The sequence below is a fragment of the Microbacterium sp. ZXT2-5 genome (genome assembly GCF_055329545.1).
This window is the reverse complement of record NZ_JBUZWD010000001.1, coordinates 461,242-484,820: the sequence shown is the minus strand read 5'-3', so window position 1 is coordinate 484,820 and position 23,579 is coordinate 461,242. Positions and strand designations below refer to the sequence as shown.

At 72.2% G+C, this 23,579-nt stretch carries 20 protein-coding genes; 18 read left to right on the top strand and 2 right to left on the bottom strand.

The window, feature by feature from the left end; genetic code table 11:
• Positions 1-27 precede the first annotated feature (27 nt).
• On the bottom strand, positions 28-264 hold the full coding sequence (locus ACZBH1_RS02180; protein WP_336398293.1) for a tautomerase family protein: 237 nt from the start codon (positions 262-264) through the stop codon (positions 28-30).
• Between the two features lie 57 nt (positions 265-321).
• Here ACZBH1_RS02180 and ACZBH1_RS02175 point away from each other — a divergent pair, with 57 nt between their 5' ends.
• The gene (locus ACZBH1_RS02175; RefSeq protein ID WP_336398294.1) at positions 322-762 is read left to right on the top strand and encodes a nitroreductase family deazaflavin-dependent oxidoreductase; all 441 of its coding nucleotides are present in this window, start codon (positions 322-324) and stop codon (positions 760-762) included.
• 10 nt (positions 763-772) lie between these two features.
• Entirely contained in the window at positions 773-1,516 is a 744-nt protein-coding gene (locus ACZBH1_RS02170) for a formylglycine-generating enzyme family protein (protein WP_336398295.1), read from the top strand.
• A gap of 155 nt (positions 1,517-1,671) precedes the next feature.
• Here ACZBH1_RS02170 and ACZBH1_RS02165 read toward each other — a convergent pair whose 3' ends face one another.
• Positions 1,672-3,156 (bottom strand): NCS2 family permease, encoded by a 1,485-nt coding sequence (locus ACZBH1_RS02165; RefSeq protein ID WP_463645343.1) that lies wholly within the window; start codon positions 3,154-3,156, stop codon positions 1,672-1,674.
• Positions 3,157-3,284: 128 nt separating this feature from the next.
• Here ACZBH1_RS02165 and ACZBH1_RS02160 point away from each other — a divergent pair, with 128 nt between their 5' ends.
• The 16 genes from ACZBH1_RS02160 (at position 3,285) to ACZBH1_RS02085 (ending at position 23,526) form a co-directional block, all read left to right on the top strand.
• Positions 3,285-4,616 (top strand): cell division protein PerM, encoded by a 1,332-nt coding sequence (locus tag ACZBH1_RS02160; RefSeq protein WP_463645342.1) that lies wholly within the window; start codon positions 3,285-3,287, stop codon positions 4,614-4,616.
• Between the two features lie 9 nt (positions 4,617-4,625).
• Entirely contained in the window at positions 4,626-5,228 is a 603-nt protein-coding gene (gene purN, locus ACZBH1_RS02155) for a phosphoribosylglycinamide formyltransferase (protein ID WP_463645341.1), read from the top strand.
• A gap of 25 nt (positions 5,229-5,253) precedes the next feature.
• Positions 5,254-6,858: a bifunctional phosphoribosylaminoimidazolecarboxamide formyltransferase/IMP cyclohydrolase gene (gene purH, locus ACZBH1_RS02150; protein WP_463645340.1), complete on the top strand. Its 1,605-nt coding sequence runs from the start codon at positions 5,254-5,256 to the stop codon at positions 6,856-6,858.
• A gap of 74 nt (positions 6,859-6,932) precedes the next feature.
• The gene (locus tag ACZBH1_RS02145) at positions 6,933-8,237 is read left to right on the top strand and encodes an RDD family protein (RefSeq protein WP_463645339.1); all 1,305 of its coding nucleotides are present in this window, start codon (positions 6,933-6,935) and stop codon (positions 8,235-8,237) included.
• A gap of 25 nt (positions 8,238-8,262) precedes the next feature.
• On the top strand, positions 8,263-12,792 hold the full coding sequence (locus ACZBH1_RS02140) for a type VII secretion EssC family protein (protein WP_463645338.1): 4,530 nt from the start codon (positions 8,263-8,265) through the stop codon (positions 12,790-12,792).
• 126 nt (positions 12,793-12,918) lie between these two features.
• The gene (locus ACZBH1_RS02135) at positions 12,919-13,206 is read left to right on the top strand and encodes a WXG100 family type VII secretion target (protein ID WP_194397663.1); all 288 of its coding nucleotides are present in this window, start codon (positions 12,919-12,921) and stop codon (positions 13,204-13,206) included.
• A gap of 85 nt (positions 13,207-13,291) precedes the next feature.
• Positions 13,292-13,597 (top strand): hypothetical protein, encoded by a 306-nt coding sequence (locus ACZBH1_RS02130; protein WP_336398302.1) that lies wholly within the window; start codon positions 13,292-13,294, stop codon positions 13,595-13,597.
• Positions 13,598-14,830, top strand: a complete 1,233-nt coding sequence (locus ACZBH1_RS02125; RefSeq protein ID WP_378882238.1) for a hypothetical protein — start codon at positions 13,598-13,600, stop codon at positions 14,828-14,830.
• A 28-nt stretch (positions 14,831-14,858) separates the two neighbouring features.
• Complete coding sequence (locus ACZBH1_RS02120; RefSeq protein ID WP_336398304.1) at positions 14,859-15,476, top strand: hypothetical protein; 618 nt, start codon at positions 14,859-14,861, stop codon at positions 15,474-15,476.
• Positions 15,473-16,087 carry a hypothetical protein gene (locus ACZBH1_RS02115; protein ID WP_463645337.1) on the top strand — a complete coding sequence of 205 codons (615 nt, stop codon included), beginning with the start codon at positions 15,473-15,475 and terminating at the stop codon, positions 16,085-16,087. The genes ACZBH1_RS02120 and ACZBH1_RS02115 overlap by 4 nt, the downstream gene beginning before the upstream one ends.
• Entirely contained in the window at positions 16,084-16,869 is a 786-nt protein-coding gene (locus ACZBH1_RS02110; protein ID WP_463645336.1) for a hypothetical protein, read from the top strand. Before ACZBH1_RS02115 ends, ACZBH1_RS02110 begins: the two co-directional genes overlap by 4 nt.
• Before the next feature lie 102 nt (positions 16,870-16,971).
• A complete protein-coding gene (locus ACZBH1_RS02105; protein ID WP_194397663.1) occupies positions 16,972-17,259 on the top strand; it encodes a WXG100 family type VII secretion target in 288 nt (95 codons plus the stop codon).
• A 159-nt stretch (positions 17,260-17,418) separates the two neighbouring features.
• Complete coding sequence (locus ACZBH1_RS02100; RefSeq protein WP_463645335.1) at positions 17,419-18,963, top strand: DNA-3-methyladenine glycosylase 2 family protein; 1,545 nt, start codon at positions 17,419-17,421, stop codon at positions 18,961-18,963.
• A complete protein-coding gene (locus ACZBH1_RS02095; RefSeq protein ID WP_463645334.1) occupies positions 18,960-19,472 on the top strand; it encodes a methylated-DNA--[protein]-cysteine S-methyltransferase in 513 nt (170 codons plus the stop codon). Before ACZBH1_RS02100 ends, ACZBH1_RS02095 begins: the two co-directional genes overlap by 4 nt.
• Positions 19,473-19,876: 404 nt before the next feature.
• Positions 19,877-21,715 carry an ABC transporter ATP-binding protein gene (locus ACZBH1_RS02090; RefSeq protein WP_336398309.1) on the top strand — a complete coding sequence of 613 codons (1,839 nt, stop codon included), beginning with the start codon at positions 19,877-19,879 and terminating at the stop codon, positions 21,713-21,715.
• Positions 21,712-23,526, top strand: a complete 1,815-nt coding sequence (locus ACZBH1_RS02085) for an ABC transporter ATP-binding protein (RefSeq protein ID WP_463645333.1) — start codon at positions 21,712-21,714, stop codon at positions 23,524-23,526. The genes ACZBH1_RS02090 and ACZBH1_RS02085 overlap by 4 nt, the downstream gene beginning before the upstream one ends.
• The last annotated feature ends 53 nt before the right edge of the window (positions 23,527-23,579 follow it).

The window sequence follows — 23,579 nt, the reverse complement described above, 5'->3', positions numbered from 1 at the left end:
CGGGTCGCGGCATCCGCCATCGTCGTCTCAGCCGGCGACCGGCGAGCCGCCGAAACGCGACACCTGGCCCGCGCGGTCGGCGTCTTCGCTGGCGAGGACGCCGCCGTTGGCCACGAAGTCGGCGGCGACCTCTTCGAACATGATGCGGACGTCCTGCCTGCGGGCCCCGAGCGCCTCGACGGCGGCGCGGGTGACCTCCTCGGCGAAGCGGCGGCGCTGGTCCACGGTGCGTCCGGGAAGGAGTTCGACTCTGATGTTGGGCATGACTCGAACATAGAGGGCGCGCGGCCCGCCCCTGCGCAGGCCGAATACGCTGGTGGCATGCCGTTGACCGGAGAGTACAAGCCGTCCACGTCCGACTGGGCGCGCAAGCAGGCGGAGGTCTTCGAGGCCTCCAACGGAGAGAAGGCGAACACGCTGCGCGGCGTGCCGATCATCGTGCTGACGACCGTCGGCGCGAAGTCCGGAGCGCTGCGCAAGACCGCGCTCATGCGCGTCGAGCACGACGGCCGCTACGCCGTCGTCGCGTCGAAGGGCGGCGCGCCGGACGAGCCGAAGTGGGCCGAGAACATGCGTCGCCACCCGCTCGTGGAGCTGCAGGACGCCGATGTGAAGCGCGACTACCTCGCGCGGGAGCTGGACGGCGACGAGCGCGCGCAGTGGTGGGAGCGCGCGTGCGCGGTGTGGCCCGACTACGACGCGTACCAGACTCGCACCGACCGACAGATCGCCGTGTTCGTCTTGGAGCCGCAGGACGGCTGAGCCGGCCCGCATGACCGACATCGAGCTGGCGTCGATCGGCGCCGGGACGGTCACCCTCCACGACGCCCGCCGCAAGGCGCGCTGGAGCGTCGAGCTCGAGCCGTTCGAGATCGGCGTGTTCCCCGTCACCCAGGAGCAGCTCGCCGAGCTCCTCGGCGAGCCGTCGACCCACCCTCGGCGGCCGGCGACCGACGTGAGCTGGCTGCGGGCCATCCGCTTCTGCAACGCCGCGTCCGAGTGGGAGGGACTGGACCCCGCCTACACGTTCGACGGCGAGGTGGTCACGTGGCACGTCGATGCCGACGGCTTCCGCCTGCCGACCGAGGCCGAGTGGGAGCACGCGTGCCGCGCGGGGTCGGCCGGCCCGCACTACGGACCGCTCGCCGACATCGCGTGGACGAGCGCGGACGGCGTCACGTCGCCGCAGGACGTCGGCGGGAAGCATCCGAATCTCAACGGGCTCTTCGACACCCTCGGCAACGTGTGGGAGTGGTGCTGGGACCTGCTCGACCCCGCGCGCTACGCCGACTACCGGGTGTTCCGGGGCGGCGGCTTCGCCGACGACGCGTGGAGCGTGCGCGCGTCGACGCGCCGGGGTGGCGCGCCGCGCATGCACCACGACGATGTCGGCTTCCGGGTCGCGCGCGGCGGCTTCGATGCCGTCGACGCCGCCCAGGGCTGGTCGGCCGCGGTCGACCGCGAGCGCGCCGACCTCGACGGTCCGCTCCCGCCCGGCTGGACGCCGTTGCGCTGAACCCCTGGTTCCCGGGTTTGGGGCGCGTCCTGCTCGTCCGGGGCGCGTCGCGTGCGCCCCGGATGCACGTCGCGCGCCCCGAACCCGAGGCGCGCCGGGCCGGGAGATGCCGAAGGGGACGGATGCCGCAGCACCCGTCCCCTTCGCGGTGAGACTCAGCCGAGCACGGCCTCCAGCGGCCCGCGGGCGAAGTAGAGCACGAAGCCGGCCGCGACGACCCACAGCAGCGGGCTGATCTCGCGCGCCTTGCCCGACAGCGAGCGCACCGCGACCCATGCGATGAAGCCCGCCCCGATGCCGTTGGCGATCGAGTAGGTGAGGGGCATGACGGTGACGGCGAGGAAGACCGGCAGCAGGATCGAGAAGTCGGTGAAGTCGATGAAGCGGATCTGCGACATCATCAGGGCGCCGACGATCACCAGCGCGGCGGCGGCGACCTCGGTGGGCACGATCGACACCAGCGGCGTGAAGAACATCGCGATGAGGAACAGCGCACCGGTGACGACGTTCGCGAAGCCGGTCCGCGCCCCCTCGCCGATGCCTGCGCCGGACTCGATGAACACCGTGTTGGACGAGCTCGACGTGAATCCACCGGCGACCGCGCCGACGCCCTCGACGATCAGCGCCGACTTGATGCGGGGGAAGTCGCCCTTCTCGTCGGCGAGCCCCGCCTCCTTCGACAGGCCCGTCATGGTGCCCATGGCGTCGAAGAAGTTCGTGAAGACGAGCGTGAAGACGAGCATGAGGGCCGCGAGCACGCCGATCCGCTCGAACGAGCCGAACGAGATCTGACCGACGAGCGAGAGGTCGGGGACGCTCACGAGCGACGCCGGCAGCTCCGGCACCGACAGGCCCCAGCCGCCCGGGTTGACCTCGTCGCCAGCGAACTTCGGCCCGATGTTCCAGATCGCCTCGACAACGACCGCGACGACGGTGCCGGTGACGAGGCCGATCAGGATGCCGCCCTTGACCTTGCGCGCCACCAGGACGCCGGTCAGCAGCAGCGTGAACACGAAGATGAGGGTGGGGACCGTCGCGACAGAACCGTCGACGCCCAGGCCGACCGGGGGAGAGGACGCTCCCGTCGAGGTGACCAGGCCCGCGTCGACGAATCCGATGAAGGCGATGAACAGGCCGATGCCGACCGTGATGGCGATCTTCAGCTGGATCGGCACGGCGTCGAAGATCATGCGCCGCAGCCCGGTCGCCGCCAGCAGCACGATGATCAGACCGTTGATGACGACGAGACCCATCGCCTCGGCCCACGTCACCTGGCCGACGACCGAGACCGCGAGGAACGAGTTGATGCCGAGCCCGGCCGCGAACGCGAACGGCAGACGGGTCACGAGGCCGAACAGCACGGTCATGACACCGGCGGTGAGCGCGGTGGTCGCCGCCACCTGGGTGAAGCCGAGGGAGTCCCCGGCGACGTCGACGCCGCCGGAGAGGATGATCGGGTTGAGGATGACGATGTAGGCCATCGTCACGAACGTCACCACACCGCCGCGCACCTCGGTGCCGATGGTCGATCCTCGCCGGGTGATCTCGAAGAACCTGTCCAAGCCGTTCTTCGGCGGGGGTGTCTCGCTGCCGTCGAGTGCCTCGGGTGCGTTCGACGTCGTGGACGGGGCTGCGCTCATGTGTGGTTGACCTCCGTCAGAGAACGTTAGTCGCTCCGGCGGCCGGCAGATTCCGCAGAACGGATGCCGCGCCTCCGCGGCGCGGGCGACCGGGAGGCGGACGCGGCGCGAAGTAGGGTCTATGGCGCATGCATCGCCTCATCGTCGCCCTCCTGTCATCCGTCGACGCCGCCATCGCGGTCGCCGTCGGGATCGCGGCGACCCTCGCGCCGCTGACGCTGCTGTGGGTCTTCGGGTTCGGCGGTGGCGCCGACTGGGGGGTGCTGTGGCCGGCGGCCGTGGCGGTGTGGCAGCTGGGCAACCTCGTGCCGCTGCACATCACGCTCCCGCCCGAGTACCTCGCCGCGACCGGCATCCCCGCCGACGCGGCATCCTTCGCCCTCTCGCTCGCCCCGCTGGCGTTCGCCGTCTTCACCGCCGTCTTCGCCGCCCGGTCGGGCGTGCGCGCGTCGCGCGCCGACGCGTGGATCACCGGGGTGGCCTCGTCGATCGTCGTGTTCGCGGCGCTCGCGACCGGCGCGGCGCTCACGGGAGTGAACGGCGTCGCGGTCGCGGTGACCTGGCAGGCGATCCTGGTGCCCACGCTGGTCTTCGCGCTGCCCGCGCTCACGGCCGCCGTGGTGACGGAGTGGATCGAGGCTGGATCGGGTGCGATCGCGCGGCTCCGCGACCGGGTCGAGTCGATGCCCCACGGCTGGGCCGAGACCCCGGCGCTCATCGCGCGGGGATCCGCCGTCGTGGTGGTGGGGCTCGTCGGCCTCGGCGCGGCCGTCGCCGCCGTCGCGGTGTTCGCGCGGGCGGGTCGGATCGTGGCCCTCTTCCAGGCGGGCGACGCCGACGTGCTCGGCGCGACCCTGCTCACGCTCGCGCAGCTGGCGTACGTCCCGACCCTCGCCGTGTGGGGCCTCAGCTTCGTGGCCGGACCGGGTTTCGCGGTGGGCGAGGGCACCTCCGTCTCGCCGGCCGGCACGCAGGTGGGCATCGTGCCGGGTCTTCCCGCGCTGGGCGCCGTGCCGGAGTCGACGACCTCGTGGCTGCTCCTGCTGGCGCTCCTCCCCGTCGCGCTCGGCGCGCTCGCGGGGTGGATCGCCCGCTCCCGTCTGGTGCACGCCGGCGCGCCGACGCCCGGGCGCGCGGAGGACGCCGTCGCGGCGCGGCTCACGATCACCGCGGGCATCGCGCTCGTGTCCGGCGCCGCCGCCGCGCTCCTCTGCGTCGCCGCGTCCGGATCCGTCGGACCGGGGCGCCTGGCGCACTTCGGCCCGGACGCAGGGCCCGTGGCCCTCGCGGTGGGGCTCGAGGTGCTCGTCGGCGCGGCCATCCTGCTGCTTTCCCCCCGCGGCTCGCACGATCCGGCCGCGCCCGAACCGCCCGCACCCGCCGCCGCCGCGGAGGCGAGGACCGAGCCCATCGAGCTGCCGCGGCTCACGTCGCACGGTCCGAGCCGGGTTCCGGACTAAACTGAGTCGGTGCTCACGGTCGCCGTCCTCATCTCGGGCACAGGGTCGAATCTGCGTGCTCTGCTCGACGCGGCGGCCGAACCCGAGTTCCCCGCCCGCATCGTCGTCGTCGGCGGCGACCGCGAGGCCGACGGCTTCGCGCACGCGGAGGACTACGGCATCCCGACCTTCATGGTGCCGTTCGCGCGATTCGGCACCCGTGAGGAATGGGGCGCCGAGCTGGGTGCGCAGCTGGCCGTGTGGAAGCCCGACCTCGTCGTGCTCAGCGGCCTCATGCGCCTGCTGCCGGCCGACCTCGTCGACGCGTGGTCGCCCCGCATCATCAACACCCACCCGGCGTACCTGCCGGAGTTCCCCGGCGCGCACGGCGTGCGCGACGCGCTGGCCGCCGGCGTCGCGCAGACCGGAGCCAGCGTCATCATCGTCGACAGCGGCGTCGACTCGGGGCCGATCCTCGCCCAGGAGCGCGTGCCCGTGCTCCCCGACGACGACGAGCACGCCCTGCACGAGCGCATCAAGCCCGTCGAGCGCCGCCTGCTCATCGACGTCGTGCGCCGCATCGCGACCGGCGACCTCGACCTCGCGGCGGCCTCCGCACGCGCCCAGCTCTGACCCACCCCACCGAGGAGAACCCGCCATGGCCGGACCGAGCCACGACCCCGCCCTCTACCGCTCCCGCGACGTCGTCCCGGTGCGCCGGGCGCTGGTGTCGGTGAGCGACAAGACCGACCTCCTGACGCTCGGCGCCGCCCTCGCGGAGGCGGGCGTCGAGATCGTCTCGACCGGCGGCTCGGCGACGCTGCTGCGCGAGGCGGGGTACGAGGTGACCGACGTCTCGCGCGTCACCGGGTTCCCCGAATCCCTCGACGGCCGCGTCAAGACGCTGCACCCGAGCGTGCACGCGGGCCTGCTCGCCGACCTCCGCCTCGAAGACCACGAGCGGCAGCTCGCCGATCTCGACATCGCCCCGTTCGAGCTCGTCGTGGTGAACCTCTACCCCTTCGTCGAGACCGTGCGCTCCGGCGCGCAGGGCGACGACGTCGTCGAGCAGATCGACATCGGCGGGCCCGCCATGGTGCGCGCGTCGGCGAAGAACTACGCCAACGTCGCCATCGTCGTCTCGCCGTCGTCGTACCCGGCCGTCATCGAGGCCGTGCGGTCCGGCGGCACCTCGCTCGTGCAGCGCCGCGAGCTCGCCGCGCGCGCGTTCGCGCACACCGCGGAGTACGACCGCGCCGTGGCGACCTGGTTCTCGGAGGGCACGCTCCTCGAGGACGACCTGCCCGCGCACCTCACGATCAAGGCCGAGCGCCTCGCCACACTGCGCTACGGCGAGAACTCGCACCAGCGTGCGGCGATCTACACCCGCAACGGCGGCCACGGCATCGCCCAGGCCACGCAGCTGCAGGGCAAGGAGATGTCGTACAACAACTACGTCGACGCCGACGCCGCCCTCCGCGCCGCGTTCGACATGGTCAAGCCCGCCGTCGCGATCATCAAGCACGCCAACCCGTGCGGCATCGCCGTGGCGGCTCCGAAGTCGCCGGATCCCATCGCCAGCGCCCACCTGCGCGCGCACGAGTGCGACCCGGTGTCGGCCTTCGGCGGCGTCATCGCGGCCAACCGCACCGTGACGCTGAAGATGGCCGAGAACCTCCGCGACATCTTCACCGAGGTCATCGTCGCGCCCGATTTCGAGCCCGAGGCGCTGGAGGTGTTCCGCCTCAAGAAGAACCTGCGCGTGCTCCAGCTGCCGGCCGACTGGCAGCAGGAGCGGATGGACGTGCGCCTGGTGTCGGGCGGCCTGCTGCTGCAGGACGCCGACCGGTTCCCCGACGACATCGAGTCGGTCGCCAAGGACTGGCAGCTCGTCTCGGGCGAGCGTCCGTCGGACGACGAGATGACGAACCTCATCTTCGCGTGGAAGTCGTGCCGCGCCGTGAAGTCCAACGCCATCGTGCTGGCCAAGAACTCGGCGACGGTCGGCATCGGCATGGGGCAGGTCAACCGCGTCGACTCGTGCCGGCTCGCCGTCGAGCGCGCCGGGGACCGCGCGGCGGGGTCGGTGGCGGCATCCGACGCGTTCTTCCCCTTCGCCGACGGCCCGCAGGTGCTGCTCGACGCCGGCATCTCGGCGATCATCCAGCCCGGCGGCTCCGTGCGCGACGACGAGGTGATCGCCGCCGCGCAGGCTGCGAACGTCACGATGTTCTTCACGGGCGAGCGCCACTTCTTCCACTGACGCCGTGTTCCGATGACGGCGCCCGCCGGGCGCCCGGGTTAGGGTCGATGCGGAGTTTTGGCCAGGAGGACCGCGTGATCTGGGAGATCGACGAGTCGACCCGTGGTATCGAGGGTCTCGACGACGACGGGCGACCGCGGCCGGAGTACGCCGCGTCACTCGGCCTCGTGCGGGCGCCCTTCGGTCGCCGCGCGCTGTCGGCGACCATCGAGGCGGTCGTCTACGTCCTGATGCAGCTGCCGCTGCTGCTGGGCGCGCTGCCGGCGCTGCTCGCCGCGTCGGCGGAGGCGGATCCCGCCGAGGCGCTGCAGGGGCGGCTCGTGCTCGTCGTGGTGCTCACCGCGATCTCGACCGTGCTCACCACCGTCTACCTCATCGTTCAGCTGGTGCTGCACGGCCGGCGCGGCATCACGCTCGGCAAGGCGCTCACCGGCCTGCGGTCGGTGAACGTCCGCACGCTCGAGCGCCCCGGCTTCTGGCGCGGCGCGGTCGTGCGCGGGCTCGTGCTGTGGGCGAGCTTCGCGGTGCCGCTCCTGGGGCCGCTGCTGGTGATCGCGCTGTCGCCGTTCTTCGACCCGGAGCGCCGGGGCCGGGGCTGGGCGGACCTCGCGGGCGCCACCTGGCTCGTCGACGCCCGTCGCGGCCTCAACCCGTACGACGACAAGCGCATGCGCATCGCGCGCAAGACGGTCGCGACGGACCTGGCGGACGTCCGCAGCGAGCTGCCCTCGCTCGCGACGGCCGCCGGCCCGCGTCCGCCTGCCGCCTACGTCCCGGCCCCGCGCAGCAGCGGCGGCGTCCTCGGGGCGGCACGCGGCGAGGCGGCATCCGGCATCGCGACACCCGCTCCCGCTCCGGAGCACGGGGCGCCCGCGCCCGCGACGACGCCGTTCGACGCGCCGGATCCCGTCGCGGCGCCCGCCGGTCCCACGGCTTCGGGATGGGTCCCGCCCCAGCTGCTGCCCGACGGGAGCGCCGCGTCCCCGGTGCGCGAGGCCCCGGCCGTCACGGGCGCGCAGGGCGGCCCCGCAGCCCCCTCCCGTCCGGGTGCGTCCGCCGCGCGCTTCGTGCTGGATACCGGCCGGGTCGTCGACGTCGGCAGCGGCATCCTGATCGGCCGCGATCCCGCCCCGGTCACCGGCGACGACGGCGTCGCCCCGGTCGCGATCGACGACCCGACGATGTCGGTCTCCAAGACGCACCTCGCGGTGCTGCCGCACGGAACCGACACCGTCGTGGTCGATCGCGGGTCGACCAACGGCAGCGCCGTCGTGCGCGGCGGGGCGGAGCATCCGCTCGTCCCCGGTGCCCCGGTCGCGCTGCGGCCCGGCGATACGATTCGGTTCGGGGACCGCCACGCAATGATCCGCATCGGCTGAGGCCGATGCTCGACCGGGACAGCGAATGAGACTCAAACTGACGCTCCAGCGTCGCGACGGCCATCACACCGACATCGTGGTCACCTCCGACACGACCGCGACCGTGCAGGACGTGGCGCGCCGGATCGCCGAGGCCGATCCCGCCCGCAGCTTCGTCTCGTCGCCGCGCGACGTGCTCACCCTCCAGGTGGCGCCGCCGACCTCGTCGATGTTCCAGCTGCTCGAGCCCGACATGCTGATCAGCGACGCGCCGGTGGGGTCGGGCTTCGTCGCGACGATCGCGAACCTCGGGGCGGACTACGTCTCGGGCCGCCGCGCGGGCGCGCCGCCGGCGGCGATCCTGTCGGTCGTGGCCGGCCCGTTCGCGGGGCGGGAGTTCCAGCTGCCGCGCGGCCACTTCACGATCGGCCGGGCGGCGGGCGCCGACGTCGTCCTCGACGATCCGCTGGTGTCCAAGCGGCACGCCCGCATCGAGGTCGGATCCTCCGTCGAGCTCGTCGACCTCAACTCGGCGAACGGCATCGTCGTGGACGGCGGCCTGGTGCAGCGCCTGAAGGTCATCCCGGGGCAGCGGTTCGCGCTGGGCGACACCGAGCTGGTCGTGCGCATGGTGCAGGACTTCGCACCGCTGGACCAGGACCCGGTGCTGGAGCGCGGCGGATCGCTGCTATTCAACCGCAGCCCCCGCGTCGAGCCGCGGTACGTGGGCGAGGAGCTGCCGGAGCCCCGTCTTCCCAAGGATCCGATCAGCCGCCTGTTCCCGTGGCCCATGCTGGTGGCGCCGGTCATCCTGGGCGCCTCGATCTTCGCGATGACAGGCAACCCGCGCTCGCTGCTGGTGGTGCTCGTGTCGCCCCTCATGCTGCTCGGCAACTTCATCTCGCAGCGCACCCAGGTGGGTCAGCGGGTGCGCAAGGAGGCCGAGATCTTCGAGCGCACGTTCGAGGAGCTCGAAGAGACGCTGTACCGCGAACGGCCGCGCGAACGCGAGGTGCGCAACGCCGAGGTGCCGCCGGTGGCCGTGGTGTTCGACGAGGCGATGCGGCTGGGGCCCATGCTGTGGACCAGGCGCCCCGAGCACTGGAACTTCCTCTCGGTGCGGCTGGGGACGTCCGAGGCGCCCTCGCGCACGACGATCAAGCGCGCCGAGAACCCCGACGCGCTCCAGGAGTACGTCGACCGCGTCGATCGGCTGCGCGAGCGCTACCGCATCATCGACGGCGTGCCGGTGCTGGAGTCGCTGCAGAGCGTGGGCGTCATCGGCGTCGCGGGGCCCCCGCGCGAGGCGGCGGACGCGCTGCGCGGCCTGTGCGTGCAGCTGTTCGGCCTGCACTCGCCCAACGAGCTCGTCGCCGTCGCGCTGACCGAGCCGCAGTGGGCGACGCAGCTGGAATGGCTCAAGTGGCTTCCGCACACCACGAGCGAGCGCAGCCCGTTCCGCGACATGCCCCTGTCGGACTCCGCGTCGACCGGCGCGGCGCTGCTCTCGGCGCTCGAGGAGCTCGTGATGCGCCGCTCCAAGGCGGCCTCGTCGCCGCGTCTGCCGCTGGACGACGACTGGGACCCGATGCGCTACGGCACCGACGTGCGCCGCGCCGCCGAGGATGCGACCTTCCCGGGGCAGACGGCGGTCGTGGTGATCGTGACGGCGGATGCCCCGGTGGACCGTGCCCGGCTCACCCAGGTGCTCGAGCGCGGCGCCGACGTCGGCGTGTACGGACTGTTCGTCGCGCCGGTCGTCGAGGCGCTGCCGGCCGTATGCCGCAGCTTCGTCGACGTGGCGGGGGGTCTCGAGGCGGCGCGGGCGGGGACGGTCCGCAGCGGCGTCGAGTACCCGGCCACCGTCGTGGAGGGCGTCTCCAACGAGCTCATGACCGTGCTCGCCAAGCGCCTCGCGCCCGTCGCCGACTCCAGCACCGTCATCGAGGACTCCTCCGACATCCCGAACTCGGTCATGTTCCTCTCGGTCGTCGGACCCGAGATCGCGACCGACCCGTCGTTCGCCGTGGAGCGCTGGCGCGAGAACAACACCATCGTCGACCGGTCGGGGGCGGCGCTGCCGCGGCTGAAGAAGGCCGGCAACCTGCGCGCCATCGTCGGGCAGGGCGCGACCGACGCGATGACGCTCGACCTGCGCACGCAGGGACCCCACGCCCTGGTGGGCGGCACCACCGGCGCGGGCAAGTCGGAGTTCCTGCAGGCGTGGGTCCTCGGCATGGCCGCCGCCCACAGCCCCGACCGCGTCACGTTCCTCTTCGTCGACTACAAGGGCGGTTCCGCCTTCGCCGACTGCGTCGAGCTGCCGCACTGCGTGGGCCTGGTGACCGACCTCAGCCCCCACCTCGTGCGACGCGCCCTCACCAGCCTCCGCGCCGAGCTGCACCACCGCGAGCACCTCTTCAACCGCAAGAAGGCCAAGGACCTGCTCGAGCTCGAGAAGCGCCGCGATCCCGACGTGCCCCCGGCGCTGGTCATCGTCATCGACGAGTTCGCCGCGCTCGCCGGCGAGGTGCCCGAGTTCGTGGACGGCGTCGTCGACATCGCCCAGCGCGGCCGGTCCCTCGGCATCCACCTCATCATGGCGACCCAGCGTCCGGCGGGCGTCATCAAGGACAATCTGCGCGCCAACACCAACCTGCGGGTCGCGCTGCGCATGGCCGACGAGTCCGACTCGAAGGACGTCGTCGACGACCCGGTCGCCGCGCGGTTCGACCCCGGCATCCCCGGGCGCGGCATCGCCAAGACCGGTCCGGGGCGGCTGGTCCCGTTCCAGTCCGCGTACGCGGGCGGCTGGAGCACCGACGAGGTGCCGGCGGCCGACGTGAGCGTCGCGGAGCTTCGGTTCGGGTCGGTGCAGAGGTGGGAGCTCGAGGATCCGGGCGACGCCGCCGACGACACCGCCGACCCCGGCCCCAACGACCAGAAGCGCATCGTCGCGACGCTGGTGGCGGCGGCCGCGCAGGCGCGCATCCCGGCTCCCCGGCGCCCGTGGCTCGACGACCTCGAGACGACGGTCGACATCCGGGCGCTCCGCGCCGGCCGTCCCGGCAGCATCCTGCTCGGCAAGCGCGACGTCCCCGAGCGACAGCTGCAGGAGCCCGTGTACTTCGAGCCGGACCGCGACGGGTCGCTCCTCGTCTACGGCACGAGCGGCTCGGGGAAATCCACCGTGCTGCGCACCGCCGCCATCGCGGCCGCGATGGGGCGTCGCCCCGAGAACGTCGCCGTGTACGGGCTCGACTTCGGGGCGGGTGCGCTCAAGAGCCTCGAGGTGCTGCCGCACGTCGGCTCGATCATCCCGGGCGACGACGCCGAGCGCGTGCAGCGCATCCTCCGGTCGCTGGGCGCGGTGCTCGACGACCGCGGCAAGAGGTTCAGCGCGGCCAACGCCTCCAGCATCGCCGAGTACCGTGACCTCACCGGCCGGGACGAGCCCCGCATCATCCTGCTGCTGGACGGCCTGCCGCAGTTCCGGGCGGAGTGGGAGACGACGACGGCGCGGATGCCGTTCTATCAGGCGTTCATGCGGATCCTGGGCGAGGGGCGCCCGCTGGGCGTGCACGTCGTGGCCACCGCGGACCGCTCGGGGTCCGTTCCGACCGCGGTGAGCTCGAACATCTCGCGCCGCGTCGTCCTGCGCCTGGCCGACGAGAGCGCGTACTCGGTGCTGAACGCCCCGAAGGACGTCCTGGACGAGCGGTCCGCGCCCGGCCGCGCGATCATCGACGGGTTCGAGACGCAGATCGCGGTGCTGGGCGGGACGCCCAACGTGGCGGAGCAGACCAAGCTGCTCGTGCAGTGGGCGCAGGAGCTGCGCGCGCTCGGCGCCCGTGAGGTCGACGAGATCGGCTCGCTGCCGACCCGCCTGGCGTGGTCGGCGCTGCCCGACCGCGTCGGCGAGTTCCCGGCGCTCGGCATCGCCGAGGACACGCTCGCGCCGCGCGACTTCGACCCGGTCGGCACGTTCGTCGTGGCGGGCCCGCCGCTGGCGGGCAAGACCAACGCGATGAAGGCGCTCGTGACGGCGATGGTGCGCTTCGACCCGGGCGTGAGGCTGTTCCACTTCGGCGGCCGCCGCTCGCAGCTGAAGGAGTTCGCGCCCTGGATGCGCAGCGCCACGACGCCCGACGAGGCCAAGGAGCTCGCGACCGAGCTCGCCGAGCTGGTCGCCGACGAGTCCATCGACACCCGTCTGATGATCGTGATCGAGGACGTGCCGCAGTTCGCCGATTCGCCCGCCGAGCGCCCGCTGAAGGCGCTGTTCCAGGCGGTCAACCGCAGCGAGCACTTCCTCATCGGCGACGCCGACGTGACGCAGGTCACGAGCGGCTTCGGGCTCGTCGGGGACTTCAAGGGCGGTCGCAAGGGCGTCATCCTCAAGCCCGACGCGTTCGACGGCGATGCGGTGTTCAAGGTGCCGTTCCCCAAGGTCAAGCGCGCCGACTTCCCCGACGGACGCGGCATCTTCGTGCAGGCGGGCCGCCAGGTCACCGTGCAGCTGCCGCTGGTCGAGGCATCCGCCCTGCCCGTCGCCCAGGCCGCCGCGCAGCACTGACCGCGGCGAGAGGCCATGGGTCATGCCATGGGGAATGGTCCCCATCGCGTGGCGTCGTGGGCGTCGGTTAGGTTTCTGAGTGTCCCGCCCGGGGTGGGTCGGGTTACCTGAGTGAGGGAGTTGACGATGGCGGATTTCGGTGCCTCGTATGCGGAGATGGAGCAGGTGGCGTCGTCGCTGTCGCAGGCTCGTGATGACATCCAGGGTCAGCTGGACGCGCTGAAGAGCCAGGTGGACACGCTGCTGGGTGAGGACTTCAAGACGCAGCACGCGTCGGGGAAGTTCGGTGAGGGCTATTCCGAGCTGACGACGGGTCTGAAGGGTGCGGTGGACGGCATCAACGACATGTCGGAGGCTCTGCTGGGCATGATGCGTGCCATCCAGGACCTCGACCAGCAGCTCGCCGGCGGCTGAACCGACGGACTTCACGCGTGGGGAACCACGGTTCCCCACGCGTCCTCTCGTTCGATCACGGCCTTGGGAGTGAACACACGTGTCGGTGAAGATCTCATACGACGAGCTCGGTGCGCTGTACACCAACCTGCTCGCGACGCAGACCGAGTTCGAGTCGGCGTCCAAGCGGCGGAGCGACCTCAGCCATGACATCGGGTCGCCGTACGGTCGCAGCGACCTCCGCGACAAGACCGACGACTTCGAGGAGCGCTGGGACGACCGGCGCAACAAGCTCAACGAGGGCCTGAAGGCGGTCACCGAGCAGGCCAAGACGGTCCTCGAGGGCTTCGGCGACTTCGACACCCAGGTGGCCGCAGAGCTCGCGGCGCAGATGCAGGAAGTGGGCGAGTAGATGGCGATCCATCAATCCCCGAAGGGACGCCCGATCGAGGTCGTGTCGGGCAACGGCGACGACGTCCGCGAACGCGGCCAGCAGATCATCAACCTCGGCGCCGCCATGTCGGAGGCCGAGACGCTGCTCACGCGGCTCGTCGACGACGGCGCCGACATGGAGGGCAAGGCGGTCGACAAGCTCCGCGAGCTGAGCGGGGAGGTCAACGTCGAGCTCGGCCGGGCGGCGGAGCTGTACCAGGCGGTCGGTCCGTTCGTGCGGGACTACGGCTCGGAGCTGGCCGCGGTCAAGGCGCTCATGAAGGTGACCGTGCCCGACGCCGACACCTACTGGCAGAACTACCAGCAGGCCCTCAGCGAGTGGCAGAGCGCGCAGATGGCGCCGGTGCCCTACCCCGAGGGATCCGGCGACGACGACTCCGCCCGCACCGAGGCGGAGCGCACCCACGACAACGCCGTGGAGTCCGCCGAGGGCGACAAGGACGCCGCCTACGCACTGTGGAAGGGCGCCGCCGACGACTTCGACGAGCAGTACGACCGGTGGGAGACCGCGTTCGATGCGGCCGTCGAAGGCGTGCGGTCCTCGAACGCCAACGCGATCAAAGACGGCTGGCGCGACAACCTCGACGGCTTCGTCGACTTCGCGCTGGACGTGCTCGCGGTCGCGGGCGTCGTGCTCGCCGTGCTCGCGATGGTGGTCGGCGGACCCATCGTCGCCCTGCTGGCGCTCGCCGTCGGCGTGCTCACGCTCGCGGGAACGCTCTGGCAGTACTCGCGCGGCGATGCCGCGCTCTGGGAGGTCGGCCTCGCGGTGCTCGGCGTGCTCCCGTTCGGCGCGTTCGGCGAGTTCGCCAGTGGCGGCTTCGGGGCCGGCATGCGGGCGTGGGCGGGCCTTCCCACGGGCGGCATGTCGTACGGCGACGACTTCGCCCGGTGGACGCTGAGCATGGGATCGCGCAGCCCGGGTCAGTGGATCTCGAACATGCGCTCGCTGGGCCCGGAGGCCGGGTACGTGGTGAACTCCTTCGACGACATCCTGAGCACGGTGATGACCGGACAGGATCCCTTCATGTGGGAGGTCATCGGAGCCCTCGGCACCACGGGCGAGCAGCTCACCTACGCCTTCAGCGGCCTGGGTGCCCACTACAACAACATCGCCACGCTCGCCGGCGGCCTGCAGGGCACCGTGGAGCTGGCGACGGGCATGGACCGCATCGCCTACCCGACGTGGTGACCGGGTCGACTGTGGCAGGGTGGAGCGGGTGAGTTCACTGCGCGATCAGCTCGCCGGCGGGCGTCCGGGAGTCCCCGAGTTCCGGATGACGCTGCCCGAGGGCTGGACCATGTACGACACCTCCGGCGCGACCGAGCGTGCGCTGCTGGACCGGGCGAAGGCGCGGCTGCGCGAGGCGCACCGGCCCGACGTGTACGCCGCGCTGGAGACCCACGTCACCGGCGCGCTCGGGGCGGCGCGGCGTCAGGGGGCGTTCGTGATGATCATGGCGGGTGAGGATGCCCCGCAGTGGTCGACGGTCCCCATCAGCGTGCTCGGCACGATCACCGAGGGAGCGCCCGGCGTGTCCCTGGACGCCATGGTCGCCGACGCCGTCGAGCGGCGCGGCGCCCGCGCGCTCGAGGGCAGCCGGCAGTTCCTCCGCTGGACGGATCGTCGCACCGTGGAGCTGTCGGGGGAGTCGGCCGGTGCCTACACGATCGTGTACCTCACGCCCCTGCCGGGATCCCGCCGCACCAAGGCCCTCCAGCTCACGGCGACGCTGGTCCACCCGACGGACGTCGACCCCGACGAGGACCCGTACATGAAGAACTGGCTGTCCCTGATGGACGCGCACGTGCTGACGTTCGCGTGGACCGGGCGATGACGCGCGTCGACTTCGGCTTCGACGCCGCGACCGTCGTCCCGCTGCCCGGAGCCGACCTCGGCTCCGGTGACGTCGAGGCCTGGGCCGCCGAAGCGGCGGCGCGGATGGCCGGGCTCCACGACCTCCCCCCGCAGGAGACGGAGGTCCTGGCCCGGGCTCTCGCGCGTGCGCAGCGGTCGGCGGCATCCGGTCCCGGCACCAACCTGCTCACCTTCGAGCCGGCCACGTGGTCGTGGGCGCCACTGCGCCTCACCCTGGCCGACTGGGAACCGGATGCCGACGAGCAGCGGCGGTACCTCTGGCCGCCGTCGGTCCTCGCTCCTCGGATCCGGCCTGCCCGCTCGGCCGGTCTCGGCGAGGGCTGCTCGGTCACCCTCATGGACGAGGACGGCCGCGGCGTGGTCCGCTGGCTCTTCATGACCACCGGCGCGTCGTTCTTCGCCGTCCTGGGACCGCTCGACCCGGCGGCGATCGCGCTGTCCGCCGCGCGGGTGGAGGACCTGCTCGACACCGTGCGCATCGACGGCGCGCCCTGGACGCCGTCCGGCCTGCTCGACGTGCCCGCCCTCGTCCAGTCCGCGCAGGACCCGGAAGGACTGTGGCGGGTATGACCGACGCGCCCGCGACGGCGTACGCGCGCAGGGTGAGCGCGTGGACGCCGCTGGACTGGTGGAAGCTCGAGGCCCGCGCCCTGCACCACGTGCCCGACGCGCGCCGCGCGCTGGCCTTCTTCGCGCCGCCGGCGGCGTGGAAGGACCTCGCGAAGAACGTCGCGCCCGCCTGGGGGTGCCTGCTCACCCTGTCGCACATCGCGAGTTTCACGCTGCCCGTGGTGGCGCTGCTGATGCTGCTGCCCTGGCTCTTCGACCGCACAGAGACCGCGCTGGTCGGGTGGGCCGGCATGCTCGCCGGGATCGCCGCCCTCCTCGGCGCGAACGGCATCCTCACCGAGATCCGCGAATCGCTCGGCACCGAGCCCGGCATCCACCGGCTGCTGGGGGCGCTCCACCTCGTCCCGTCCGCGATCGCCACCGCCGTCGCCGCGCTGGCGATCGCACAGGGCGCCGCCGACGCCCCGATCGGCATCGTGGGCCTCGCGGCAGACGTGGCCGTGGGCGTGCTGCATCTCGTACTGTTCCGCGGTCCCGCGCACACCGGCACGGATCGATGGCGGCGGAGCCTCACGGCCCTCGAGAAGGCCGTCGAAGGGATGCCTCCCGACGAGCGCGCCCGCATCTACGCGGACGTCCAGGGTGCGCTGGCCGTCCTCGCGGAGCGGGGGCTCATCACCGAGCCGGAGCTCGTGCGCGCCCGGGACGTGCGCATCGGACTGCTCGGCATCACGATGGCGCCCCGTGAGGACCTCACGCCCCGAGGCGGACGAACGGCGTGAGCGCCGGATGGGGAATGGTCCCCATGGGCCCCGGCGCCGGCCCGGGTTAGCGTGGAGGGCATCGGCCGGCTGGGTCGGGTTATCTGAGTGAGGGAGTTGACGATGGCGGATTTCGGTGCCTCGTATGCGGAGATGGAGCAGGTGGCGTCGTCGCTGTCGCAGGCTCGTGATGACATCCAGGGTCAGCTGGACGCGCTGAAGAGCCAGGTGGACACGCTGCTGGGTGAGGACTTCAAGACGCAGCACGCGTCGGGGAAGTTCGGTGAGGGCTATTCCGAGCTGACGACGGGTCTGAAGGGTGCGGTGGACGGCATCAACGACATGTCGGAGGCTCTGCTGGGCATGATGCGTGCCATCCAGGACCTCGACCAGCAGCTCGCCGGCGGCTGAACCGACGGACTTCGGCGGCCGGTCGTCGCCCCGCTTCGCGGCGGGGCCGCGACCGGCCGCTTCGTCGTCTGCGGGCGGCGCGCGGCCTGCCTCGCGGGGCGTCACCGTCGTGTCCGATTTCCGCGAGCCGATGTCGGGGGAGCGTGTCAGGCTAGGGACATGAGCCTGGCGATGACGTTCGACGAGAGGTACCGCGCGATCGACTCGCGCGATGCGCGCTTCGACGGCCAGTTCGTCACGGCGGTGCGGTCGACCGGCATCTACTGCCGTCCCAGCTGCCCCGCGCGCACGCCGAAGGCGTCGAACGTCACGTTCTACCCCACGAGCGCCGCCGCCCACGAGGCCGGCTACCGCGCGTGCAAGCGGTGCCTGCCCGAGGCCGCGCCGGGGTCGCCGCAGTGGAATCTCCGCGGCGACACCGCCGGCCGCGCGATGCGGCTCATCGCCGACGGCGTCGTCGAGCGCGAGGGCGTGCCGGGCCTCGCCCGGCGGCTGAGCTACTCGCCGCGCCACCTGTCGCGCCTGCTCACCGCCGAGCTCGGCGCCGGTCCGCTCGCGCTCAGCCGCGCGCACCGGGCGCAGACGGCCCGCATGCTCCTGGTGGGCACCGACCTGCCCGCGGCGGACGTCGCGTTCTCGTCGGGGTTCGCGAGCGTGCGGCAGTTCAACGACACCGTCCGTGAGGTGTTCGGCCTGTCGCCGCTCGAGCTGCGCGCCCGGCGCCGCCTGCCGCGCCCCTCCAGCGCGCCGGAGGACGCGATGCTCGGCGCGATCGACCTCGTGCTGCCGCATCGCGGGTCGCTCGATGCCGACGGGCTCTTCGCGTGGATGGCGGCCCGCGCCGTGCCGGGCGCCGAGGTGGCGACCTCGACGTCGTTCGCCCGCACGCTGCGGCTGCCGCACGGGCCGGCGTGGTTCGAGCTGCGTGTCGACGATGCCGGACGCGTGCGGCTTCGGGCCCGCCTGACGAACCTCGCCGACCTCTCGACCCTCGTCACGCGGGCCCGGCGGCTGTTCGACCTCGACGCCGATCCCGTCGCGGTCGACGAGGCGCTCGGTGAGCATCCCGAGCTCGCGCCGCTGGTGGCGGACCTGCCCGGCATCCGGGTGCCGGGGGCCGCCGATCCGCACGAGATGCTCATCCGCGCGATGGTCGGGCAGCAGATCACGGTGGCGGCGGCGCGCACTGCGCTCACGCAGCTCACGACGGCGCTCGGCGACGACGTGGACGGGGCCGAGGGCACGGTGAAGCTGTTCCCGACGATGGCGGCCATCGCCGACCGCGGCCACGAGGTACTGCGCGGGCCCGCCGCCCGCATCCGCGCGATCACCGAGGCGGCGGCGGCCCTCGCCGACGGCTCCCTCACGCTGACGACCGGCGACGACGCCGTCGAGCAGCGGGCCGCGCTCCTGGCCATGCCCGGCATCGGCCCGTGGACCGCCGACTACGTGCGCATGCGCGTCCTCGCCGACCCCGACGTGTTCCTCCCCGGCGACGTCGCCGTGCGCACCGGCGCCGCCGCCGCGGGACTCCCGTCCGAGCCGCGCGCCCTCACCGGCTGGGCGGCGCGCACGGCGCCATGGCGCAGCTACCTCACCGCGCACCTGTGGCGCGCCGTCCCGCCGAAGGGCCCCGCGCAGCGCAGGGGCGCCGCATCCGTCCTCTCCGTCCCGCCCGTCCCGACCACCGGAGGCATGCCATGACCACCGCGACCATCCAGACCATCGACACCCCCGACGGGGCGTTCACGATCCTCACCGACGACGAGGGGCGCGTGCTCGCATCGGGCTGGACCTCCGAGGCCGACCGCATCCTCGAGCGTCTGCGGGCATCGGACCGCCCGTCCTCCGTGGCGGAAGGGCGAACGGATGCCGCCGCCGCCGTCTCGGCCTACTACGACGGCGACCTCGCCGCCATCGACGGCATCCCCGTCGTGCAGCACGGCACGGTCATGCAGCTGACCGGGTGGAGCGCTCTGCGGCGCATCGCCCCCGGCCGGCCGCTGACGTACGCGGAGTTCGCCGCGCAGCTCGGGTCGCCGAGCGCGGTGCGGGCCGCGGCCTCGATCTGCGCGCGCAACGCGCCCGCGCTGTTCGTCCCCTGCCACCGGGTGCTGCGCACCGGGGGCGCGCTCGGCGGCTTCGCGTGGGGGCTCGACGTGAAGCAGCGGCTGCTCGACCGCGAGGCCGGTGTGCCCGCCCTCGTGGTCTGACACCGCTCGCCGACAACCGCTTTCCGGGGGACCGGAAAGCGGTTGTTGCGTTCAGTCAACTCCCAGGTATAGGCTGGTCGGCTGTCGCACCGCGAGGAAACCCGCGGTGCCGACATGCCCATTCCGCTCATCCCAAGGAGGAAGAAATGTCTCAGGCCGCCGTCGCTGCGAACGCCGCTCTCGTCCTCCGCTCCGCGGGACCCCGCACCGCCATCCGGCTGCCGCGTCCCCGCATTCAGGGGTAGCAGCCTCCTCCGCACGCCCCGGCTCGGCCGGCTTCGGCATATCGCCGCCCGGCGAAGCGTTTCCCCACTCGGAGCCTTCGCACGACGACGCCCGCCCATGGGCGCCGTTCAGACACGACCCGACGACGGGTCACCGCATCACCGCCACCCACAAGGATCATGACCTCCACCGCCACCCCTGAGCGATCAGAACCGCAACGGTCCGAACTGTCCACCTTCCAGGCCCTCGGCCGGTTGACGCCCTTCGTCAAGCCGGTGCTTCCGCGTCTCGCGCTCGGCGGCGCCAGCGCGCTCGTCGCGAGCCTGCTCGCCCTCGGCATCCCGCTCGTGCTCGAGCAGGTCGTCCGCGGCCCGATCTCGTCGGGCGACATCGCCGCCATCGGGTGGGGCGCCGCCGCCATCCTCGCCCTGGGCCTCGCCGAGGCCGCCATGGTGTGGCTGCGCCGCTGGTTCGTGCTGGGGCCCGCCACGCTCGTCGAGTACGACCTGCGCCAGACGTTCTACTCGCGGCTGCAGCGGCTCCCGGTCGCGTTCCACGACCGCTGGCAGTCCGGCCAGCTGCTCAGCCGCATGATGCAGGACATGAGCATGCTCCGCCGCTGGCTCGCCTTCGGCCTGGTGCTGCTCGTCGTGAACGCGATCACCATCGCCGTCGGAACCGCGCTGCTGTTCCGCTGGCACTGGCTCCTCGGCACGATCTTCCTCATCACCTCGGCGCCCCTCTGGTACGCCGGCTACCGGTTCGAGAAGACCTACGGCACGCTCGCCCGGCAGTCGCAGGACCAGGCGGGCGACCTCGCCACGTCGGTCGAGGAGAGCGTGCACGGCATCCGCGTGCTCAAGGCGTTCGGTCGCGGCAAGCACGCGCTGCAGAAGTTCGCGCGGCAGGCCGAGACGCTGCGCCAGACCGAGCTCAGCAAGGCCCGCGCCATCGGCTGGATCTGGTTCTGGCTGGTGCTGCTGCCCGACGTCGCATTTGCGCTGTGCCTCGGCGCCGGCATCTACCTGACCGCGATGGGTCAGCTGCAGGGCGCCGAGCTGATCGCGTTCTTCGCGATGGCGACCGTGCTGCGCTGGCCGATGGAGTCCATCGGGTTCCTGTTCTCGTTCCTGCTCGACGCCCGCACGGCGACCGACCGCATCTTCGAGGTCTTCGACGAGGAGAACACGATCGTCGACCCCGAGAACCCCGTGTCGATCGCGAAGCCGCGCGGCGAGCTGGCGTTCGAGGACGTCCACTTCCGGTACCAGGACGCCGCGTCCCGCGAGCGCGATCTGCTGGACGGCGTCGACCTCGTGCTGCGCCCCGGCGAGACCATGGCGCTGGTCGGGCTCACCGGCTCGGGCAAGACGACGCTCACCACGCTCCCGACGCGCCTGTACGACGTGACGGGCGGCCGCGTGACGCTGGACGGCGTCGACGTGCGCGACCTCACCCTCGCCGAGCTGCGCCGGCACATCGGCATGGCGTTCGAGGACGCGACGCTCTTCTCGCAGTCGGTGCGCGACAACGTGCTGCTCGGTCGTGAGGACCTCGAGCCCGGCAGCGCCGAGGCCGAGCGCGTGCTGCGCGAGGCGCTCGGCGTCGCGCAGGCGTCGTTCGTCGACGACCTGCCCGACGGCGTCGACACGGTCATCGGCGAAGAGGGACTCTCGCTCTCGGGCGGGCAGCGGCAGCGGCTCGCGCTCGCCCGCGCGGTCGCCGCGCGCCCCGCGGTGCTCGTGCTCGACGACCCGCTGTCGGCGCTCGACGTCGACACCGAGGCGCTCGTGGAGGACGCCCTGCGCGAGGTGCTCCACGAGACGACGGCGCTCGTCGTCGCCCACCGTCCGTCGACCGTCATGCTCGCCGACCGGGTCGCGCTGCTCGAGGCGGGCCGCGTGACGGCGGTCGGCCGCCACTCCGAGCTGCTGCGCACCAGCGAGCACTACCGGCACGTGATCTCCAGTCTTGAGATCGAAGAAGCCCGCATGCGGGAGAGGGAGGTGACCCTGTGAGCGCCACCGTCGTCGGAACGAGCGGGGAGGACCGCTCCGACTACACGCGCGACGAGAGCAGGGCGATCCGCAAGCGGTCGCTGCGCCTGCTCGGGTCGCTCATCACCCCGGTGCGCGGTCAGCTGATCCTGGCTGCGGTCGTGCTCGTGGTCTCGACGGCGCTGCGCGTCGCCGGCCCGTGGCTCATCGGCATCGGGATCAACAACGCGCTGCCGGCGGTCATCGAGCGGAACGACTGGATGCCGACGATCGTGGTCGTCGCCGTCTACCTCGTCGCCGCGATCGGCGGCGCCGCCCTCATCGGGTGGTACGTCGTCGTCGCCGCGCGCCTCACCCAGGCGATCATGCTGGACCTGCGCAAGCGCATCTTCCTGCACACGCAGCGGCTGAGCCTTGAGTTCCACGAGTCGTACACGTCCGGCCGCATCATCTCGCGCCAGACGAGCGACCTCGACACCATCCGGGAGCTCCTGGACGGCGGTCTGAACGAGCTGGTGTCCGGCATCCTGTACGGCGCGTTCACGCTGGTGGCGCTGTTCCTCGTGGACTGGCAGTCCGGGCTGATCCTGACGGTCATGGGCATCCCGCTGTTCCTGCTGATGCGGTGGTTCTACACCCGCTCGCAGCGGGTGTACCGCGAGTCGCGCGTCATCAGCGCCGGCGTCATCGTCAAGTTCGTCGAGACCATGACCGGCATCCGCGCCGTGAAGGCCTTCCGCAAGGAGGTCCGCAACGACGAGGAGTTCGGCGTGCAGGCGATGAACTACCGCGACGTCAACATGCGTTCGATCCGCCTCTTCGGCACGTTCGAGCCGGGACTCATGGCCGTGGCATCCGTCACCCTCGCGGTCGTCATCGCCTGGGGCGGCATCCGCGTCGCCGGCGGCGTGATGGAGATCGGCTTCCTGCTGTCGGCGGTGCTGTACGTGCGCAACTTCTTCTCGCCGCTGCAGGAGGTGGCGTTCTTCCTGAACTCCTACCAGTCCGCGACGGCGGCGCTGGAGAAGGTGTCGGGCGTGCTCGAGGAGCAGCCGACCGTCCCCGACCCCCGCGACCCGGTCGACCTGTGGGAGGCGAAGGGCCACATCCGGTTCGACGACGTGGTGTTCGGGTACTCCCGCGACCGCGTCATCCTGCCGGACTTCTCGCTGGACATCCCCGCGGGGCAGACGATCGCGCTCGTCGGCACGACCGGAGCCGGCAAGTCCACGCTCGCCAAGCTGGTGTCGCGCTTCTACGACCCGACCGAGGGGGCCGTGACGCTCGACGGCGTGGACCTGCGCCGCATGCACCCGAAGGACCTCCGGCGGGCGATCGTCATGGTCACGCAGGAGGCGTACCTGTTCAGCGGCACGGTCGCCGACAACATCGCGCTCGGCAAGCCCGACGCGACGCTCGACGAGATCAAGGCGGCGGCGCGGGCGGTGGGGGCGGATGCCTTCATCGAGCGCCTGCCCGACGGCTACGACACCGACGTCAACAAGCGCGGCGGCCGCGTGTCGGCGGGGCAGCGGCAGCTGATCTCGTTCGCGCGGGCGTTCCTCGCCGACCCGGCGGTGCTCATCCTCGACGAGGCCACGGCCTCGCTCGACATCCCGTCGGAGCGGCAGATCCAGGACGCGCTGCAGACGCTGCTCGCCGACCGCACCGCGATCATCATCGCGCACCGCCTCTCGACGGTCGCGATCGCCGACCGCGTGCTGGTGATGGAGCACGGCCGCATCATCGAGGACGACACCCCCGAGACGCTCATCGGCGGCACGGGCAAGTTCGCCCAGCTGCACGCCGCCTGGCGGGAGTCGCTCGTCTAGCCCGCGAACCCGGATGCCCCGGCCCGCCTGTCCACGCGGGGCCGGGGCATCCG

Bases quoted from the DNA above. Each gene is read 5' to 3' on its own strand.
- ACZBH1_RS02180 (WP_336398293.1), bottom strand. From the start codon at position 264: ATGCCCAACATCAGAGTCGAACTCCTTCCCGGACGCACCGTGGACCAG.
- ACZBH1_RS02175 (WP_336398294.1), top strand. From the start codon at position 322: ATGCCGTTGACCGGAGAGTACAAGCCGTCCACGTCCGACTGGGCGCGC.
- ACZBH1_RS02170 (WP_336398295.1), top strand. From the start codon at position 773: ATGACCGACATCGAGCTGGCGTCGATCGGCGCCGGGACGGTCACCCTC.
- ACZBH1_RS02165 (WP_463645343.1), bottom strand. From the start codon at position 3,156: ATGAGCGCAGCCCCGTCCACGACGTCGAACGCACCCGAGGCACTCGAC.
- ACZBH1_RS02160 (WP_463645342.1), top strand. From the start codon at position 3,285: ATGCATCGCCTCATCGTCGCCCTCCTGTCATCCGTCGACGCCGCCATC.
- purH (WP_463645340.1), top strand. From the start codon at position 5,254: ATGGCCGGACCGAGCCACGACCCCGCCCTCTACCGCTCCCGCGACGTC.
- ACZBH1_RS02140 (WP_463645338.1), top strand. From the start codon at position 8,263: ATGAGACTCAAACTGACGCTCCAGCGTCGCGACGGCCATCACACCGAC.
- ACZBH1_RS02135 (WP_194397663.1), top strand. From the start codon at position 12,919: ATGGCGGATTTCGGTGCCTCGTATGCGGAGATGGAGCAGGTGGCGTCG.
- ACZBH1_RS02125 (WP_378882238.1), top strand. From the start codon at position 13,598: ATGGCGATCCATCAATCCCCGAAGGGACGCCCGATCGAGGTCGTGTCG.
- ACZBH1_RS02115 (WP_463645337.1), top strand. From the start codon at position 15,473: ATGACGCGCGTCGACTTCGGCTTCGACGCCGCGACCGTCGTCCCGCTG.
- ACZBH1_RS02110 (WP_463645336.1), top strand. From the start codon at position 16,084: ATGACCGACGCGCCCGCGACGGCGTACGCGCGCAGGGTGAGCGCGTGG.
- ACZBH1_RS02105 (WP_194397663.1), top strand. From the start codon at position 16,972: ATGGCGGATTTCGGTGCCTCGTATGCGGAGATGGAGCAGGTGGCGTCG.
- ACZBH1_RS02100 (WP_463645335.1), top strand. From the start codon at position 17,419: ATGAGCCTGGCGATGACGTTCGACGAGAGGTACCGCGCGATCGACTCG.
- ACZBH1_RS02095 (WP_463645334.1), top strand. From the start codon at position 18,960: ATGACCACCGCGACCATCCAGACCATCGACACCCCCGACGGGGCGTTC.
- ACZBH1_RS02090 (WP_336398309.1), top strand. From the start codon at position 19,877: ATGACCTCCACCGCCACCCCTGAGCGATCAGAACCGCAACGGTCCGAA.